Here is a 17356-nt window from a genome sequence, read left to right on the forward strand (position 1 = left end):
GCACTTGTTGGATGGTCATCGCGCATGGAACCCCTCACCGAACATCGCGACGTCAGTGACCTGGTCGTCTACGGTTTCCTGCGGCTGGTGCGCACCTCCGCCGCCCGGCAGGCGGCCCTGTCGGCGTCACTGATCGAGTACTGCCGACAACATGAGCTGCTGCTGTCGGGGGTGTTCACCGAACGCGCCCCCTACCTCACCTCGGCGGCGTTCGTCGGGCTGCTGGACGTGCTGGCGCTGCCCGGCACCTACGGGGTCGTCCTACCGGCTGCCTCCCACCTCGGGCCCAAAGCGATAGCGGCCCAGCGGCGACAGCAGATCGAGACGAGCGGGGCCCGGCTGCTGCTGGTGCGCGGCGCCTCCACGCCTGAGGCCTCCGGCCGCTCCGCCTCCAGATCGCCCGGCAGCGGCTACCGGCGCCGCCGCAGCCCGGGACCGGCACCCGCCTTGGACGCCGAGACATGAGGCAGCTCATGCGCGAGGCGGTGCAGCAGTTCTTCGACGCGACAGCGGAATCGGTCGGCCTGGCCCGCGATTTCACCACCGCGACCCTGACCGCCTGGGGCCTGACCGCCTGCGTCGAAGACATCCGGGTCTGTGTCTCGGAACTGGCCTCCAACGCCCTGGTCCACGGCACCGAGCCCGGATACGGGTTCCTGGTGAGGCTGGAGGCCGAAGAGGAGTTCGTCCGGCTGGAAGTGCACGACAGCCACAACAGGTGGCCCCGGATTCGCCACCCGGCCGATACCGACACCTGCGGACGCGGCCTGCTGATCGTCGAGGCGCTCGCCGAGGACTGGGGAGTGCAGGAAGGCGACCCGCTCGGCAAGGTCGTCTGGTCACGCCTCCCCGCGATCCCGCCTGATCCGGACAGCTTGCGAACCGGATGAGGCCACCGCGACCACCGGACCCTCGCCTGCCTGCAAACCCCCAGCCACCCCATGCACCACCCACCTTCACCGACGAGAGGGAACGGCCATGGAAGCCTTCGAACGCGCCCGGCTGGACGCCTACTTCGCCAAGATCGCCGAACGGTTCGCCCCCGAAGAGCAGGTCACCTCCTTTCTGATCACGCACCTGCTGGCCGAGCGGCCCGGTTTCGTCCGCGCGGTCGCGGCGATGAGCCGCCTGCGCGCGGTGCTGCCAAAGCCCAAGTCGATCAACCCCGCCGCCCAGCGCGAGATCGAGCAGACCATCCCGGTCGACGCGCTCTCCCGCGAGCTGTTCGCCGCTGCGGACGCGGCCCTGGACTACGTCGAGTCCCGGGCCGCGGCCGAGGAGATCGCGCTACTGGACGTCGGCGGCTACTTCGCCCCGTCCTTGACCGGCCTGCACAACCGCTTCTCCGGCCACCTGCTCGGCGTGATCGAAGACACCGAGAACGGCCACCGCCGCTACGCCGACCTCGACAAGCTGCCCTGCCCGGTGATCTCGGTCGCCCGCTCCCCGCTGAAGGACCCCGAAGACTTCCTCGTCGGCCAGTCGGTGGTCTTCTCCACCGAGGCCGTCATGCGCAGCCGCGGCGACATCCTGCACGGCCGCCCGGCCCTGGTGCTCGGCTTCGGCAAGCTCGGCAGCTCGATCGCCCGCCTGCTGCACGCCAAGGGCGTCCAGGTCACCGTCTTCGACATCGACCCCGTCCGCCGCACCCAGGCCCTGTCCCAAGGGTTTGCCGTCGCCCGCGACCGCCACAGCGCACTGATAGGCGCCGGACTCGTGCTCTGCGCCACCGGCGCAGTCTCCCTGCGCGGCGAGGACTTCCCCCACCTGCGCAACGGCGCCTACATCGCCACCGTCACCTCCAGCGAAGACGAACTGGAACTCAACGGACTGCCAGACGTCTACACCCGCACGATGGTCGGCGACCACGTCACCCGCTACCAGACGACCGGCCACTACTTCTACCTGGCCAACGGCGGCAACGCCGTCAACTTCCTGCACGGCGCCAGCGTCGGGCCGTTCATCTTCCTGGTCCAAGCCGAGATACTCGCCGGGATCAGGATGCTCACCCGCAGTGACCTCGCCCCTGGCATGCACGAGGTCTCCGCGGACGACCGCGCCGCCATCGCGGCGATTTGGCTCTCCTACTTCAACAGGTGATCGACTTGGCCATCACGGCAGACCACATCCGCGACGTCATCGGTGACTACCTCGACGCGCACCCCAGCGACAAAGCCGCCCTCGCCCCGATCCTGGAGTTGCTCGACGACGGCGCCGATCTGACCACCCGCAAGGAGTTCCGCGGGCACGCGACCGCCGGCGCGATCCTCACCGACCCCAACGGACTCATCCTGCACATCCACCACCGCGCCTTGGAGCGGTGGCTCCTGCCCGGCGGCCACCTGGAGGCGTCCGATGCCACTCTCTGCGGCGCGGCCCTGCGAGAGCTCGTCGAGGAGACCGGCATCCCCGCCGCCATGGTGATCGCGGTCGGCAACCGCCCCGTCCACATCGACGTCCACCCCATCCCCGCCAACGGCTTCAAGGGCGAGCCGGATCATCAGCACTTCGACTTCCGGTTCCTGTTCCGCACCATCGCCGACGTCGGCCAGCTCCAAACCGAAGAGATCACCGATGCCGCCTGGCGTGATGCCGACAGCATCAGCGATCCCATCCTGCGGCAGCGCGTCACTCAGGCTCTTGGCTGACCCTCCTCGATCAGGCCGCCCCGCGCTTGCGATCTCGACTCGCGCAGGGGCGGTCATCCATTTCAGGTCCGTCCACAGGAACGTGCCTAATGTCCCTCACACCTCAATACAGCTTCTATCAGTCGACGAGGACGGCGCCGGTATCGGCGGGCGCCTCATCCACCGGCCGGAGCCCGCCGGATGCGGCACGCGCCTTTCTTGCAGCACCGCACGTGTCCCGGGTCAGAGGTCGCCCAGGCCGAGCTGGCGGGCGATCAGCATGCGCTGGACCTCGCTGGTGCCCTCGCCGATCTCCAGGATCTTGGCGTCGCGGTAGAAGCGGCCGACGGGGTACTCGTTCATGAAGCCGTACCCGCCGAAGACCTGGGTGGCGTCGCGGGCGTTGTCCATCGCGGCGTCGGAGGAGACCAGCTTGGCGATGGCGGCCTCCTTCTTGAACGGCTCGCCGGCCAGCATCTTCTCCGCCGCGTGGTAGTAGGCCAGGCGGGCGGTGTGGGTGCGGACCTCCATATCGGCGATCTTGAACTGGATGGCCTGGTAGTGGCCGATCGGGTGGCCGAACGCCTGGCGCTCGCGGACGTAGCGCAGGCACTCGTCCACGCAGCCCTGGGCCAGGCCGACCGAGAGCGCCGCGATCGCGATGCGGCCCTCGTCGAGGGTCTGCAGGAACTGGGCGTACCCCCGGCCGCGCTCGCCGAGCAGGTTCTCCGCGGGGACCCGGCAGTCGGTGAAGGCCAGCTCGCGGGTGTCGGAGCAGTTCCAGCCGACCTTGGAGTACTTCTTGGCGACGGTGAAGCCGGGCGTGCCCGCCGGGACCAGGATCGTGGAGATCTCGGGACGGCCGTCGGCGCGCCGCCCGGTGATCGCGGCCACGCCGACGACGCCGGTGATGTCGGTCCCGGAGTTGGTGATGAACGCCTTCGAGCCGTTGATCACCCACTCGTTCCCGTCGAGCACGGCCGTGGTCCGCATGCCGCCCGGCACGTCGGAGCCGCCGCCCGGCTCGGTCAGGCCGAACGCGCCGAGCATCTCGCCGGTGGTCAGCTTCGGCAGCCACTGCGCGCGCTGCTCGGCCGTGCCGAACCGGTAGATCGGCATGGCGCCCAGCGAGACGGCGGCCTCCACGGTGATGGAGACGCTGGAGTCGACCCGGGCCAGCTCCTCCAGGGCCAGGCAGAGCGCGAAGTAGTCGCCGCCCATGCCGCCGTACTCCTCGGGGATGGGCAGGCCGAACAGGCCCATCCGGCCCATCTGGCGGACGATGTCGTAGGGGAACTCCTCGCGCTCGTACAGCTCCCCGATCACCGGGGCCACCGCGTCGCGGGCGAACGCCTCGACGGTCTTGCGCAGGTCTTCGTACTCTTCGGTCAGTTTCATGGTGCCTGCTTCCTGGGTGAGAGGGCCTGGACGACCCGGGAGGGGCTGGGACGGCCGAGCCGGGCGGCCAGCCAGGTGCTGGTCTCCACCAGCGCGGGCAGGTCGAGGCCGGTCTCCACGCCGAGGCCGTGCAGCATCCAGACCAGGTCCTCGGTGGCGAGGTTGCCGGTGGCGCTCTCGGCGTACGGGCAGCCGCCGATGCCGCCGGTGGAGGCGTCCACCACGGTCACGCCCGCGCGCAGCGCGGCCAGCGTGTTGGCCAGGGCCTGGCCGTAGGTGTCGTGGAAGTGCACCGCCAGCCGGTCGGGGCCGCCGAACGCATCGATCAGCGCGCTCACGTGGCCGGGGGTGCCGACGCCGATGGTGTCGCCGAGGGAGAGCTCGTGGCAGCCCAGGTCGAGCAGCCTGCGCCCGACCTCGGCGACCTGCGCGATGGGGGTCGGCCCCTCCCAGGGGTCGCCGAAGCACATCGAGACGTACGCCCTGACCTTGAGCCCGTGCTCCAGCGCCCGGGCGACCACCGGCGCGAACATCTCGAACTGCGACTCCAGCGTGCGGTTGAGGTTCTTGGCGGCGAACGTCTCGGTGGCGCTGCCGAAGATCGCGATCTCGGTGACGCCGTGCTCCAGGGCCCGGTCGAGGCCGCGCTCGTTGGGCACGAGCACCGGGTAGCGGACCCCGGGGACCCGCTCCATCACGGTCAGCAGCTCGGCGGCGTCGGCCAGCTGCGGCACCCACCGGGGGTGCACGAAGCTCGTCGCCTCGATCACCGTGTGCCCGGCCGCCGCCAGCCGGGCCACGAACTCGGCCTTCACCGCGACGGGCACCACCGCGGCCTCGTTCTGCAGCCCGTCGCGCGGCCCGACCTCGTAGACCGTGACCCGCTCCGGCAGGCCCTCCATCCGGTACGGCTCCCGCATCACGCCCTCCATCCCGTACGGCTCCCGCCCCGCGGCCCGGTCGTCGCGCCCGCCGCGCGGCCCCCGGGTCCGCCGGCCGCCGCGGCGCCCCCTGCGGAGGCCGACGCGGTCACGGCGCCTCCTCCGGCCGGACGACGGCCAGGACGGCGTCCATGTCGACCGCCTGACCGGCGCGGACCTGCAGCTCGGCGACCACTCCCCCGACCGGCGCGGTCACGGTGTGCTCCATCTTCATCGCCTCGACGATGACCAGCGGCTGCCCCTCCTCGACCCGGTCCCCGGCGGCCGCCTTCACCACGAGGACCGTGCCGGGCATCGGGCTGCGGACCACGCCGTCCCCGGCCCCGGCCGCGCCCGCCCGGTCCCCGGGGTCGCCGAGGTGGTGGCGGGTGAGCAGCCAGGCGTTCCCGTCCCGGCCGAGCCAGACCGCGTCGCCGTCGCGGGCGAGCGCGTAGCGCCGCCGTACCCCGTCGAGGGTGACGAGCAGCCCGGATCCGTCGCGCTCCAGCCGCGCCCGAAGGGTCCTGACCGCCGGTTCCGCACGGCCGCCGCCGGCCGGTTCCGTGCGGTCGCCGGCGTCCTGCACGGGCAGCCGGACCTCGGCTCCGGAGGCGGGCAGGCCGCGCACACCGATCTCCGCCACGCCGCCGCGGCCCTCCAGCCGCCAGGCGGTCCACGCCGCCGGGGCGCCGGGGCGCCAGCCGTCGGGCACGTCCCACGGGTCGGCCGGGGCGGCGGGCACCCGCTCGTACTGGAGGAGCAGGGCCGCGGCGGCCAGGACGTCCTCCGGCGTGCCCGCGGCGGGGAGCAGGTCGTCGAGGCGGCGCTCGACCAGACCGGTGTCGAGGTCGCCCGCCGCCACCTCCGGGTGGGTGACCAGCGCCCGCAGGAAGGCGATGTTCGTGGTCACGCCCAGGACGGTCGTCGCGGCGAGGGCGCCGTCGAGGGTGCGCAGCGCGCTCGCCCGGTCCGGCCCCCAGGCGATGACCTTCGACAGCATCGGGTCGTAGTCGCTGCCGACCGTCCCGCCGACCGCGAGGCCGGAGTCGACCCGGACCACCCCGGACGATGAGGTTCCGGATCCGCCCGGGGTGCCGGGGGCGCTCGGGAAGGCGGGACCGGCCGCCCCCGGGGCGCCGGGCTCGTGGAGGGCGAGGATGCGGCCGCCGGTCGGGAGGAAGCCGCGGGACGGGTCCTCGGCGTAGACGCGGGCCTCGACGGCGTGGCCGCGGAGCCGTACCCCGTCCTGGGTGACCGGGAGCGGCTCGCCCGCCGCCACCCGGAGCTGGAGCTCGACCAGGTCCAGGCCGGTGACCATCTCGGTGACCGGGTGCTCGACCTGCAGGCGGGTGTTCATCTCCATGAAGTAGTAGTCGGCCGTGGCGCCCTGGACGATGAACTCCACCGTCCCGGCCCCGACGTAGCCGACGGACCGGGCGGCCTCCACCGCCGCCGCACCCATCCGGGCCCGGGTCTCCTCGTCTAGCAGCGGGGACGGCGCCTCCTCGACGATCTTCTGGTGGCGGCGCTGCAGGCTGCACTCGCGCTCGCCCAGATGGACGACGTTGCCGTGGGCGTCGGCGAGCACCTGGATCTCGATGTGCCGGGGGTTCTCCACGAACCGCTCGATCAGCAGGGTCGCGTCGCCGAACGCGGCGGCGGCCGTACGGCGGGCGGACGCCAGGGCGTCCGGCAGCTCGGCGGCGGAGCGGACCAGCACCATGCCCTTGCCTCCGCCGCCCGCCGAGGGCTTGATCAGCGCGGGGAAGCCGATGTCCGCGGTGAGCAGGTCGTCGTCCGGCTCGGCCGCGCCGGGGACGACCGGCACCCCGGCCGCCGAGACGGTCGCCTTGGCGCGGATCTTGTCGCCCATGGCCTCGACGGCCTCCGCGGGCGGCCCGACGAAGACCAGCCCGGCCTCGGCGCAGCGCCGGGCGAAGGCGGTGTTCTCCGCCAGGAAGCCGTAGCCGGGGTGGACGGCCTGGGCGCCGGTGACCGCGGCGGCCCCGACGACGGCCTCGACGTCGAGGTAGCCGCCGGGCAGCCGGACCGCGACGTCGGCCTCGCGGGTGTGCCGGGCCCCGGCGTCGGCGTCGCTGTACACCGCGACGGAGCGCACGCCCAGCCGGCGGAGGGTGCGGATGATCCGCAGGGCGATCTCGCCCCGGTTGGCGATGAGGACGGTGTGGAACATCGCGGGAGGGGCGGTCGGTGAGCTGGTCATGGTCGCGGTCACATCCGGAAGACGCCGTAGCCGACGGGGTCGAGGGGGGCGTTGGCCGAGGCGGACAGGGCCAGGCCCAGGACGGTGCGGGTGTCGAGCGGGTCGATGACGCCGTCGTCCCACAGGCGGGCGGTGGAGTAGTAGGGGTTGCCCTGGTCCTCGTACTGCTCGCGGACGGGCCGTTTGAACTCCTCTTCCTCCTGCGCGCTCCAGGCGTCGCCGAGCTGGTCGCGGCGGACGGTGGCCAGCACGTTGGCGGCCTGCTCGCCGCCCATCACCGAGATGCGCGCGCCCGGCCACATCCACAGGAAGCGGGGCGAGTAGGCGCGCCCGGCCATGGCGTAGTTGCCCGCGCCGAACGAGCCGCCGATGACGACGGTGAACTTGGGCACCCGGGCGCAGGCGACGGCGGTGACCATCTTGGCGCCGTGCTTGGCGATGCCGCCGGCCTCGTACGCCTTGCCGACCATGAAGCCGCTGATGTTCTGCAGGAAGAGCAGCGGGATGTTGCGGCGGTCGCACAGCTCGATGAAGTGCGCGCCCTTGAGCGCGGACTCGGCGAACAGGATGCCGTTGTTGGCGATGATCCCGACGGGGTGGCCGTGGATCCGGGCGAAACCGGTGACGAGCGTGGCGCCGTACTCGGCCTTGAACTCGCCGAACCGGCTGCCGTCGACGATGCGGGCGATGACCTCGCGGACGTCGTACGGCGTGCGGGTGTCGGCGGGCACGATGCCGTACAGGTCGCGGGGGTCGTGGAGCGGTTCCTCCGGGGCGGCGCGCTCCCATGGCGCGGGCGGCCGGGGGCCGAGGGTCGAGACGATGTCGCGGACGATCCGCAGCGCGTGCGCGTCGTCCTCGGCGAGGTGGTCGGTGACGCCGCTGACGCGGGCGTGCAGATCGCCGCCGCCCAGTTCCTCTGCGGTGACCTCCTCGCCGGTGGCGGCCTTCACCAGCGGCGGGCCGCCCAGGAAGATCGTGCCCTGGCCGCGGACGATGACCGCCTCGTCGCTCATCGCCGGGACGTAGGCGCCGCCCGCGGTGCAGGAGCCGAGGACCGCGGCGATCTGCGGGATGCCCCGCGCCGACATGGTGGCCTGGTTGTAGAAGATCCGGCCGAAGTGCTCGCGGTCGGGGAAGACCTCGTCCTGCTTCGGCAGGAACGCGCCGCCGGAGTCGACGAGGTAGACGCACGGCAGGTTGTTGTGGAGGGCGATCTCCTGGGCCCGCAGGTGCTTCTTGACCGTGACCGGGTAGTAGGTGCCGCCCTTGACGGTGGCGTCGTTGGCGACGACCACGCACTCGCGGCCGGAGACGCGGCCGACGCCGGTGATGATCCCGGCGGCGGGGGCCTCGCCGCCGTACAGGCCGGTGGCGGCGAGCTGGGAGAGCTCCAGGAACCGCGAGCCGGGGTCGAGCAGGGTGTCCACCCGGTCGCGGGGCAGCAGCTTGCCGCGCGCGACGTGCCGGGTCCGCGCCCGCTCCGGGCCGCCCAGCGCGGCGTCCGCGACACGCTCGCGCAGCTCGGCGGCGAGCCGCTCGTTGCTGGCGGCGTTCGCCTTGAACCCCTCGCCGCCCGGGTCGCAGGTGCTCCTCAGCACCGGCCAGCCACTCATGCAGGCCCCCTCCACCCGGCTCCGTCGCCGGGGTTAACGGTCACTAACTCCGTTGGCGATGTTAGTCATCATTAACGCCACCGTCTACCATGCGAGGGTGACGACTGCCCAGACCCCTACCCGCAATCGCGGGTCACGGCGCACGGAGATCCTGGACGCCGCCGCCCGGCTGTTCGCGGCACGCGGCTTCCACGGCGTGTCCATCGAGGAGATCGGCGCGGCGGTCGGCACCTCGGGTCCCGCCCTGTACCGGCACTTCAGCGGCAAGGAGGCGCTGCTGGCCGAGATGCTGCTGGACGTCAGCGAGCGCCTGCACGCCTCGGGGGCCGCCCGGGTCACCGCCGCCCCCGACGCCGAGCAGGCCCTGGACGCGCTGCTGGCCGGGCAGGTCGAGTTCGCGCTGGGCCATCCCGCGCTCATCACCGTGCACGACCGCGAGCTCGGCAACGTCCCCGAGCCGGCCCGCCGGCAGATCCGCCGGCTCCAGCGCCTGTACGTCGAGGAGTGGGTCACGGTGCTGAGCGAGCTCTACCCCCGCTGCGCGCCGTCGCGGCTGCGCGCCGCCACCCACGCGGTCTTCGGGCTGCTCAACTCCACCCCGCACAGCGCGGGCGAGCTCCCCGCCGAGGCGATGGCCCCGCTGCTGCGGGACATGGCCCGCGCGGCGCTCGCCGGAGCCCTCGGCCGGGACGCGGTCACGCGCTGAGGGCGGGCCCCCGGCGGCAGCCCAGGTTATGGATCATTAACACCACATCCGGGCATTGCCCTGCCATGTTTATAGATATATCTTTGACTTATCGCGATATTCGACATATTTCGCCCTGCGGGCAACGACGGGACGGGAGGCCGGTCCGCGGAGAAGAATCAGACGCAGCCGCATGTACCGGCATACCGGCCCGGCGGCGGGCGGGGTGGGAGAACGGGTGACGATGGGCGAACCGGCGGTGGCCGTCAGGGGCCTCACGAAGACGTACGGGAAGGTCGAGGCCGTCAAGGGCGTCGACTTCGAGGTGGCCCCGGGCGAGGTGTTCGGCTTCCTGGGGCCGAACGGCGCGGGCAAGACCACCACGATCAGCATGCTCTGCACGCTCGCCGACCCCACGGGCGGCTCGGCCGCGGTCGCCGGGCACGACGTGGTGCGCGAGCGCGACGCGGTGCGGCGCAACATCGGGCTGGTCTTCCAGGACCCGACGCTGGACGGCTACCTGACCGCCGAGCAGAACCTCAGGTTCCACGCCGAGCTGTACGGCGTGCCGAAGGCCCTGGTGGGCGACCGCATCCGGCAGGTGATGGAGATGGTCGCCCTGTGGGACCGCAAGGGCGACAAGGTGCAGAACTTCTCCGGCGGCATGAAGCGCCGCCTGGAGATCGCCAGGGGACTGCTGCACTCCCCCAGGGTGCTCTTCCTGGACGAGCCGACCGTCGGCCTGGACCCGCAGACCCGCTCGGCGATCTGGGGCTACATCAACCGGCTCCGGCACGCCGAGGACATCACGATCTTCATGACGACGCACTACATGGACGAGGCCGAGTTCTGCGACCGCATCGCGATCATCGACCACGGGGAGATCGTCGTGATCGACTCCCCCGAGGCGCTCAAGGCGAGCGTCGGCGAGGACCGGGTCCAGATCCAGACCGCCGACGACACCGCCGCGATCGCCGCGCTCCGCGACCGCTTCGGCCTGGAGGCCGCGGTCCGCGAGGGCCAGGTGACGTTCGCGGTCGCCTCGGGCGAGCAGTTCGTGCCCCGGCTCTTCGCCGAACTGGGCGTGCCGATCCGCTCGGTGAGCGTCTCGCGGCCCTCCCTCGACGACGTGTTCATGTCCTACACCGGCTCGACCATCCGCGACGCCGAGGCCGAGGGCTCGGCGAACGCCTGGATGCGGGCCATGGCCCGCCGCTGAGCCCGGCGCGAGAGGAGAAGGCGATGGCCACCGACGTGGTGAGCGTGCGGGTCCCGCTGCGCACCGCCGGACACGACCTGCGAGCGGTCAAGGTCGTGCTCCACCGGGAGATGCTGCGGTTCGTCAACGACCGCACCCGCATGCTCTCGATGCTGGTCCAGCCGGTGCTCTGGCTGTTCGTGATGGGCACCGGGTTCGGCTCCCTGGCCCAGGGGGCGATCCCGGGGATCGACTACCGCACGTTCATGTACCCCGGGATGATCGCGATGACGGTCATCATGACCGCGATGTTCTCGGCCGGCTCCATCGTGTGGGACCGGGAGTTCGGGTTCCTGCGCGAGATGCTGGTCGCCCCGGTCAGCCGGGGCGCGATCGTGGTGGGCAAGTGCCTGGGCGGGGCGCTGGTCGCGGTCGGGCAGGGCGTCGTGATCCTGGCCCTGGCCGGGCTGGTCGGCGTGCCGTACGACCCGCTGCTGATGCTGACGCTTCTGGCGGAGATGTTCCTGGCGGCGTTCACCATCACCGCGTTCGGCGTCACGCTCGCGGCGCGGATGAAGAACATGCAGACCTTCTTCGGCCTGATGCAGATGGCCGTCATGCCGATGATGTTCCTGTCCGGGGCGATGTTCCCGCTGGCCGGCCTGCCCTCCTGGCTGCACGTGCTGACCACGGTGAACCCGCTCACCTACGCGGTCGACCCGATGCGCCAGGCGGTCTTCGCCCGCCTGGACGTGCCCGCGCAGGTGGACGCCGTGCTCAACCCGGGCGTGCGCTGGTTCGGCTGGCAGGTCCCGGTCCCGGTGGAGCTCGGCCTGGTCGCCTTGATCGGCGCCGCCCTGCTGGGGGTGGCGGTCGCCCAGTTCCGCCGGAGCGACTGACCCCCGCGGCGGTACGGCACGGCCGCCCGTCCCCGGGGGACGGGCGGCGGAGACGGGGACGGCCCGGGTGCTCGAGCACCCGGGCCGCCGTTCTCCGCCGGGCCCGTCCTCACCGAATCCTCGTGAGAGGGCGGGCCCGGGTCCGTCAGCGCCTGACGCGGACGTAGTCGCTCCGGCTGGAGTCGCCGTAGAAGTCCTCGTCACCCTTGAAGACGAATTTCCAGTAACCCGAGTTGTAGGCCTTGGCCTTGGTGGAGAGCTTGCCGCTCCCGGTGGACCACGTGGTCTTCACGAAGTACCACTTGTGCGAGCCCTTGGGCTTGAAGTACAGCCCGACCTTGGCGCGGTGGCCGTCCCAGCCCCAGTCGTCGCGGACCTGGAGCGCGCCGCGGAACTTCAGGTAGCGGCCGTAGCGGCCCGGCTCCGGCGAGGCGTTGAACTTGATCACCCGGCTGTCGGCGCGGTCCGGCTCGGGCTTGCGGACCGTCACGTGCTCGGCGTGGCTGCCGTCGCCCTCGACGCCGTCGTTACCGGCGAACTCGGCACGCCAGTGCCCGGAGCGCTCGGCGGTGACGTCGACGCCGAAGCGCCCGCGGTGGTCGGTCCAGTCGTTGGAGACGTGGTCCCACCGGTGCGAGCCGTCGGCCCGGAACAGGATGGCGACCTTCTGGCCCTTGTAACCCTCCCAGCCGTGCTTGCCGTCGACCTGCAGGGTGCCGCGCACGCTCAGCCTGTCGCCCTCGTCGACCGGGTCGGGCCCGGCGTCGAAGTCGACGATCCTGCTGTGTAGGGTCCTGCCCCTGACGTCCACGCGGTCCGTCTCGCTCTTGGCGGAGAGCGCGGTGGCCGAGCCGTCGTACTCGGCACGCCAGTGGCCGGTCTTGAACGCCCGGGCCGTCAGCTCGAACCTGCCCTTGGAGTCGGTCCCGTCGCTGACCGGGAGCCGGGTGTAGGAGCCTCCCAGCGGGCGGAAGGCGAGGTGCACCTTGACGCCGGCCAGTGCGCCCCAGCCGCTCGCGGTGTTCTGCCTGAGCACTCCGCCGAGGGTGATCCGCTCTCCCTCGCGGACGGCCGAGGGCCTGGCCGCGATGTCGTCGAAGTCGGTCTGGTAGACCTGCTTGACCGTGAAGGCCTCGGTCCTGCCGCCGCTGCCGCCGGAGTCGACGGCCGCGGTGAAGTTCCATCTGCCCGGAGCGAACTGCCGGTCGACGTCCTTGGTGTACTTCCAGCGGGCCTTGCCCGCCCCCAGGTCGTCGGTCTTCACGAGGTTGAACTGGGTCCTGGCGCCGACCGGAGGAGTCATCCAGCCGACGACCTGGGTGGCCGTGTCCGAGGTCTCGGCGGTGAAGGCGACCTTCACCGTCTCCCCGCCCGTGACCACGACGGGCGAGGGGTTGACCGAGACCGCCGTGACGGCGGGGGCGGTCGCCCCCGCTGATGCCGCCGTGACCGGGCCCGCGACCAGAGTCGCGCAGCCCGCTGCCGCCACGACGGCGACACGAATGCGTTTCACCATTCGGGTCTGCCGTCCTTCCCGGTTGATTCACGCGGCATTGAGGGTGCCACGTCGTTCTCCCAAGTAGACGCCTATACGGGGCAAACGGATCGTAGATCTGACAAATTGTTATTAATAACTGTCGAATAGGACCGATCCATGAGATCCGTCGAAGCAATGCGGCCAAGGGTGGCGACGGGACCGCCTTCCGGGGACATAATCGAGCCTGTGGTGCGCGACGTTGTTGAGACCCACTTCGCCCAGACGGTGGCGGCCCTGGCCCCCGGTGCCCCGCGCGACCCGGCCCTGCCGGTGCGCGACGGCACGGGCCTGACCGGGGCCCGCTGCAGGGAGCTGTTCGACCTGCAGCTCGGCAGCCGCCTGCTGGACGTGACCGCCCGCTGGCTGCGGGAGAAGGGCGAAGGCTTCTACACCATCGGCTCGGCGGGGCACGAGGGCAACGCGGCCGTCGCCGCGGCCCTGCGCACGACCGACCCGGCCCTGCTGCACTACCGCTCCGGCGCCTTCTACCTGACCAGGTCGGCGATGGCCGGCCGGCTTCCCGAGGAGGGTCTGCGCGACGTGCTGCTCGGCCTGGTGGCCGCCGCGGAGGAGCCGATCGCGGGCGGCCGCCACAAGGTCTTCGGCCACCCGGATCTGGCGGTGATCCCGCAGACCTCCACGATCGCCAGCCACCTGCCGCGCGCGGTGGGCGTGGCCTTCGCCATCGAGCGCGCCCGCCAGCTCGGCGTGCCGGGCGCGTGGCCCCAGGACGCGATCGCGGTGTGCAGCTTCGGCGACGCCTCGGTCAACCACGCCAGTGCCCTGTCCGGCCTCAACACCGCCGCCTACGGCTCCTACCAGGGCCTGGGCCTGCCGATCCTGTTCGTGTGCGAGGACAACGGGCTGGGCATCAGCGTGCGGACCCCCAGCGGATGGGTGGAGGCCGCCCGCCACCCCCTGCTGGAGTACTTCGAGGCCGACGGCTGCGACCTGGCCGACGTGCACGACGTGGCGCGGGTCGCCGCCGAGCACGTCCGCACCCACCGCTCCCCCGCCTTCCTGCACGTCAGCACCGTCCGGCTGATGGGCCACGCCGGCTCGGACGTGGAGCTCTCCTACCGGGCCAAGCGGGAGATCAACGCCGACCTGGAGCGCGACCCGCTGGTGGCGACCGCCCGGCTGCTCGTCGAGGCGGGCCTGGCCACCCCCGACGAACTGCTCGCCCGTTACGAGGCGACGCGGGAGCACCTGCTCAAGATGGCCATGGAGAGCTCCCGGCGCCCGCGCCTGACCTCCGCCACCGACATCGTGCAGCCGCTGGCCCCGCGCAGGCCCGAGGCCGTCGCCCCGGCCAGCGCGGTGGCGTCGACCTCGCGGGAGAAGGCCTTCGGCGGCAGGCCGCCCGAGCAGGAAGGCCCGCTGACCCTCTCCCAGGCGATCAACCGGACCCTCGCCGACACGCTGGCCGCCCACCCCGACGTGCTGGTCTTCGGCGAGGACGTGGCCCGCAAGGGCGGCGTCTACGGCGTCACCCGCGGCCTGCAGAAGCGCTTCGGCGCCGGGCGGGTGTTCGACACGCTCCTGGACGAGCAGGCCGTGCTCGGCCTGGCCCTCGGCTCCGGCGTGTCCGGCCTGGTGCCGGTCCCCGAGATCCAGTACCTCGCCTACCTGCACAACGCCCTGGACCAGATCCGGGGCGAGGCGGCGACCCTGCCGTTCTTCTCCCGCGGCGCCTTCCGCAACCCGATGGTGGTGCGCGTCGCCTCCTACGCCTACCAGAAGGGCTTCGGGGGCCACTTCCACAACGACAGCTCGGTCGCCGCGCTGCGCGACATCCCCGGCCTGGTCATCGCCTCCCCGGCCCGGCCCGACGACGCGGCCTCCATGCTGCGCACCTGCCTGGCCGCCGCCCGCGTCGACGGCAGCGTCTGCGTCTTCCTGGAGCCGATCGCCCTCTACAACACCCGGGACATGTTCGACGACGGCGACAACGGCTGGCTGGCGCCGTACGCCCCGCCGGCCCGGTGGGCGGAGACGCACGTCCCGGTCGGCCGTGCCCGCAGCTACGGCGACGGCCGCGACCTGACCATCGTGACCTTCGGCAACGGCGTGCGGATGAGCCTGCGCGCGGCCGTCAGGCTCACCGTCGAGGGCTACAGCTGCCGGGTCCTCGACCTGCGCTGGCTCTCCCCGCTGCCGGTGGAGGACCTGCTGCGCGCCGCGGAGCTGACCGGCAAGGTGCTGATCGCCGACGAGACCCGCCGCACCGGCGGCGTCTCCGAGGGGATCGTCGCCGAGCTGCTGGACGCCGGGTTCACCGGGAAGATCGCCCGGGTGACCTCCGCCGACAGCTTCGTCCCGCTGGGCGACGCCGCCAAGCACGTGCTGCTCTCCGAGGACGAGATCGAGGAGGCCGCCCGCAAGCTCCTCGGCTGAGCCCTCCGGAACGCCGGCGGGCGTTCCTCCGTTCACCGGATGGGCTCCCGGGTGGGTCCCGGCGGATGCCCGGCGCCTCCCGGCTGTCGCCACCGGAGGCGATGTCGTGGGACGCTGTGCTCCGCTGTTCCGGAATGTCCGCAAGGAGAAGTGATCGTTGTCCGAGGTCTGGGTGACCCTGACCACGGCCCAGCCCGGGCCGCCCGCATGGGTCGTGCTGCTGTCCGCCCTGTCCGCGCTGGCCGTGGTGGCGTGGTCCACCTCCTGGCAGCTCTCCCGCGGGCTGATCACGATCGCGCACGAGGGCGGGCACGCCCTGATGGCGCTGCTCACCCGGCGCAAGCTGCAGGGCATCCGGCTGCACTCCGACACCTCGGGCGTCACGCTGACCCGGGGCAGGCCCACCGGCCCGGGGATGGTCCTGACCGCCGCCGCGGGCTACGTCGCCCCGTCCCTGCTGGGGCTGGGCGGGGCGTGGCTGACCGCCTCCGGCTACGTGGCCGTGCTCATCGCGGTCATCATCGCGCTGCTGGTCTGCATGCTGCTGCTGATCCGCAACCTGTTCGGAGTGGTGAGCCTGCTGGCCACCGGCGGCGCGATCGCCGCACTCACCTGGTACGCCCCGCCGGACGTGGACGCGGTCATCGCCTACCTGGCGGTGTGGTTCCTGCTGTTCGGCGGCGTCCGGCCGATCCTGGAACTGCGGCGCAAGCGCAGTCACGGCCACGTGCCCGACTCCGACGCCGACCAGCTCGGCCGGCTCACCTTCCTGCCCGCGGGGTTCTGGGTGCTGCTGTTCCTGCTGGTCGCGGCCGCCTCCCTGGCGGGCGGCGCCTACCTGCTGGTTCCGCTGTCCCTCCTGCCGCTCTGAGGAGCGCGTCCTCCCGATTCGCGGACCGCGGCGGCCGGTCCGGCATAACACCGTGCACCGACTCCACATTATATTGACAAATATTCAGGCAATTGATTGCATGGCCAGGCGGAACCCGCCTTTTTGCCGTTAGGCAGTCAATGGCCGACCAGACCAACATTCCGGCGACGGTCGCATTCTTCGCCCTCGCCGTGGCCCTCGCCGTCATATTCCGTCTCACCCTGCGGATCGCGCGGCTCACGGCCGAGCGGGACGCGGCGGCCGCGCGGACCCGCGAGGAATTCGCCCGGGACATGCACGATCTGGTGGGCCACTGGCTCTGGCTGGCCTCGATCAGGAGCGAGACGGCCTACCGGCGCGCCGCCGGAGACCCGTACGTGAGCGAGGAACTGGGCGAGGCGCTCCAGGCGCTGCGGCATGCCGCGCACGCCGTCCGGAACGCTTCCAGGGGCGTCCTGCAGCCGCTCCTGGACGGGGAGGCACTGCGGGCGGAGCAACTGCTGGCGAGCCTGGACGTCGACTGCGTGACGCGGGTGGACGCCACCGGCCTGCCCGCACCCCTGAGCGCGGCGCTGGGCGCCGTCGTGCGCGAGGGCGTCACCAACCTGCTACGGCACAGCTCGGCCGGGAAGTGCATGATCGAGACGACCTGCCGTGAAGGCCGGATCCGGCTGACCGTCGCCAACGACGGCGTCCCCGGCCCCGGAGGCCCGCGGGCTCCCGGCACCGGACGGCCGCCCGCCACCGGTCCGGACCCGTCCGGCCGGGCCCGCGCCGCCGCTCCGGCGCCGCCCGGCGGCCTGGAGAACCTCCGGCAGCGGATGGCCGCGGTCGGGGGCGCCGCCTGGACCGCCGTGGACGAGGACGGCTGGTTCCGCCTCGTCGCCGAGGCCCCCCTCGACCGCCCCGCCTGATCCCCACTCACATCAATTTCCGCGCCCTACTTCACGCATGGTTCAGTGAATTTTACACATATGATCGATT

General features: G+C 72.1%; 15 protein-coding genes. 10 read left to right on the plus strand and 5 right to left on the minus strand.

The window, feature by feature from the left end:
* Window positions 1-24: 24 nt before the first annotated feature.
* From FHS22_RS20720 to FHS22_RS20735, 4 genes are all read left to right on the plus strand, one after another.
* Window positions 25-465 carry a hypothetical protein gene (locus FHS22_RS20720; RefSeq protein WP_221473901.1) on the plus strand — a complete coding sequence of 147 codons (441 nt, stop codon included), beginning with the start codon at window positions 25-27 and terminating at the stop codon, window positions 463-465.
* A gap of 8 nt (window positions 466-473) precedes the next feature.
* Window positions 474-890, plus strand: a complete 417-nt coding sequence (locus FHS22_RS20725) for an ATP-binding protein (protein WP_184943939.1) — start codon at window positions 474-476, stop codon at window positions 888-890.
* Window positions 891-978: 88 nt separating this feature from the next.
* Entirely contained in the window at window positions 979-2100 is a 1122-nt protein-coding gene (locus FHS22_RS20730) for a Rossmann-fold NAD(P)-binding domain-containing protein (RefSeq protein ID WP_184943940.1), read from the plus strand.
* Window positions 2097-2648 carry an NUDIX domain-containing protein gene (locus tag FHS22_RS20735; protein WP_221473902.1) on the plus strand — a complete coding sequence of 184 codons (552 nt, stop codon included), beginning with the start codon at window positions 2097-2099 and terminating at the stop codon, window positions 2646-2648. The genes FHS22_RS20730 and FHS22_RS20735 overlap by 4 nt, the downstream gene beginning before the upstream one ends.
* A gap of 222 nt (window positions 2649-2870) precedes the next feature.
* On the opposite strand, the gene FHS22_RS20740 is transcribed toward FHS22_RS20735, so the two are convergent.
* The 4 genes from FHS22_RS20740 to FHS22_RS20755 all read right to left on the minus strand — a co-directional run bounded on the left by FHS22_RS20740 (window position 2871) and on the right by FHS22_RS20755 (window position 8785).
* Window positions 2871-4025: an acyl-CoA dehydrogenase family protein gene (locus FHS22_RS20740; RefSeq protein ID WP_184943942.1), complete on the minus strand. Its 1155-nt coding sequence runs from the start codon at window positions 4023-4025 to the stop codon at window positions 2871-2873.
* On the minus strand, window positions 4022-4945 hold the full coding sequence (locus FHS22_RS20745; RefSeq protein WP_184943944.1) for a hydroxymethylglutaryl-CoA lyase: 924 nt from the start codon (window positions 4943-4945) through the stop codon (window positions 4022-4024). Before FHS22_RS20745 ends, FHS22_RS20740 begins: the two co-directional genes overlap by 4 nt.
* Window positions 4946-5054: 109 nt before the next feature.
* Window positions 5055-7169, minus strand: coding sequence for an acetyl/propionyl/methylcrotonyl-CoA carboxylase subunit alpha (locus FHS22_RS20750; RefSeq protein WP_377296612.1), 2115 nt, complete (start codon window positions 7167-7169; stop codon window positions 5055-5057).
* Between the two features lie 8 nt (window positions 7170-7177).
* A complete protein-coding gene (locus FHS22_RS20755; protein WP_184943946.1) occupies window positions 7178-8785 on the minus strand; it encodes a carboxyl transferase domain-containing protein in 1608 nt (535 codons plus the stop codon).
* Between the two features lie 97 nt (window positions 8786-8882).
* Here FHS22_RS20755 and FHS22_RS20760 point away from each other — a divergent pair, with 97 nt between their 5' ends.
* The 3 genes from FHS22_RS20760 to FHS22_RS20770 all read left to right on the plus strand — a co-directional run bounded on the left by FHS22_RS20760 (window position 8883) and on the right by FHS22_RS20770 (window position 11567).
* On the plus strand, window positions 8883-9491 hold the full coding sequence (locus FHS22_RS20760) for an SACE_7040 family transcriptional regulator (protein ID WP_338047859.1): 609 nt from the start codon (window positions 8883-8885) through the stop codon (window positions 9489-9491).
* A gap of 172 nt (window positions 9492-9663) precedes the next feature.
* Window positions 9664-10689, plus strand: a complete 1026-nt coding sequence (locus FHS22_RS20765; RefSeq protein WP_338047860.1) for an ATP-binding cassette domain-containing protein — start codon at window positions 9664-9666, stop codon at window positions 10687-10689.
* Between the two features lie 23 nt (window positions 10690-10712).
* Window positions 10713-11567, plus strand: a complete 855-nt coding sequence (locus tag FHS22_RS20770; protein ID WP_184943951.1) for an ABC transporter permease — start codon at window positions 10713-10715, stop codon at window positions 11565-11567.
* Between the two features lie 145 nt (window positions 11568-11712).
* Here FHS22_RS20770 and FHS22_RS20775 read toward each other — a convergent pair whose 3' ends face one another.
* Entirely contained in the window at window positions 11713-13083 is a 1371-nt protein-coding gene (locus FHS22_RS20775; protein ID WP_184943953.1) for a flagellar basal body-associated FliL family protein, read from the minus strand.
* A 210-nt stretch (window positions 13084-13293) separates the two neighbouring features.
* On the opposite strand from FHS22_RS20775, the gene FHS22_RS20780 reads away from it, so the two are divergent.
* The 3 genes from FHS22_RS20780 to FHS22_RS20790 all read left to right on the plus strand — a co-directional run bounded on the left by FHS22_RS20780 (window position 13294) and on the right by FHS22_RS20790 (window position 17286).
* Window positions 13294-15501 carry a thiamine pyrophosphate-dependent enzyme gene (locus FHS22_RS20780; RefSeq protein ID WP_338047861.1) on the plus strand — a complete coding sequence of 736 codons (2208 nt, stop codon included), beginning with the start codon at window positions 13294-13296 and terminating at the stop codon, window positions 15499-15501.
* Between the two features lie 157 nt (window positions 15502-15658).
* Window positions 15659-16372 (plus strand): M50 family metallopeptidase, encoded by a 714-nt coding sequence (locus tag FHS22_RS20785; RefSeq protein WP_184943957.1) that lies wholly within the window; start codon window positions 15659-15661, stop codon window positions 16370-16372.
* A 140-nt stretch (window positions 16373-16512) separates the two neighbouring features.
* Entirely contained in the window at window positions 16513-17286 is a 774-nt protein-coding gene (locus tag FHS22_RS20790; protein ID WP_184943958.1) for a sensor histidine kinase, read from the plus strand.
* The last annotated feature ends 70 nt before the right edge of the window (window positions 17287-17356 follow it).

Origin of the sequence: Thiemannella venezuelensis (assembly GCF_014203605.1) — a bacterium.
GTDB lineage: Bacteria > Actinomycetota > Actinomycetes > Streptosporangiales > Streptosporangiaceae > Planomonospora_A > Planomonospora_A venezuelensis.